Origin of the sequence: Streptomyces murinus, assembly GCF_002154555.1 — a bacterium.
Taxonomy (GTDB): domain Bacteria; phylum Actinomycetota; class Actinomycetes; order Streptomycetales; family Streptomycetaceae; genus Streptomyces; species Streptomyces murinus.
In genome coordinates this window covers 1-996 of record NZ_MUNF01001007.1, presented here as the reverse complement: position 1 = coordinate 996, position 996 = coordinate 1, and the positions used below count along the sequence as shown (strand labels likewise).

The 996-nt window shown below is 73.8% G+C and carries 1 protein-coding gene; it reads left to right on the top strand.

The annotated features are described in order from the left end of the window. Positions 1-29: 29 nt before the first annotated feature. Positions 30-875, top strand: coding sequence for an Fpg/Nei family DNA glycosylase (locus CCN72_RS37275; protein WP_086812689.1), 846 nt, complete (start codon positions 30-32; stop codon positions 873-875). The last annotated feature ends 121 nt before the right edge of the window (positions 876-996 follow it).

Genomic DNA, 996 nt, shown 5'->3' with positions numbered 1-996 from the left:
CTCGCCTCCCCCCATGGCACCCTTGACCCATGCCCGAAGGTGACACGGTCTGGCAGGCCGCGCGGCGGTTGCACGAGGCGCTCGCGGGTCAGCTGCTGATCCGTAGCGACTTCCGGGTGCCGAAGTACGCGACCGTCGATCTCACCGGCCGCCGAGTGCTGAGCACGGTTCCGCGCGGCAAACATCTGCTCACCCGGTTCGAGGGCGGCCTGACCCTGCACACGCATCTGCGGATGGAGGGCGCGTGGAAGGTGTACGCCGCGGGCGAGCGCTGGCGCGGCGGTCCCGGGCACCAGATCCGTGTGATCCTCGGCACCGACCACCGCACGGCCGTCGGATACCGCCTCCAAGTGCTCGAACTGCTGCGCACCACCGAGGAGGAGCGGGCGGTGGGCCACCTCGGTCCTGATCTGCTCGGCCCCGACTGGGATCCGGAGCGCGCGCTGGCCAATCTGCGCACGGACCCTGCCCGTCCCCTCGGCGAGGCCCTGCTCGACCAGCGCAATCTGGCCGGGATCGGCAACATCTACAAGAGCGAGCTGTGCTTTCTGCTCGGCGCCACCCCCTGGCTGCCCGTCGGCGCGCTCCCCGCGGACCGTGCCGAGAAGCTGCCCGGCCTCGCGCACCGACTGCTGGAGGCCAACCGCGACCGCCCGGTCCGCCAGACCACGGGCCTGCGCCACCAGGACCTGTTCGTGTACGGCCGCGCGCCCCGCCCCTGTCTGCGCTGCCGCACCCCGGTCCGCGTGGCCGACCAGGGCGACGGCTCCCAGGAGCGCCCCACGTACTGGTGCCCCACCTGCCAGACCGGCCCCGCCCCGGCGCCGAGCGCTCCCCAGCGCTGGCGCGAGCGACACCGTCGTACCCCTACGTGACGCACCCGCCGAACCCGACGGCTCACGGGCCGGGAACTCCCCCCGAAGGTCCTTGCGTGGACAGCCCGTCGGCGTCGACACCGGTACCGGTCCGCCCCGCCCGCCGGGCCGCCGCCCACCG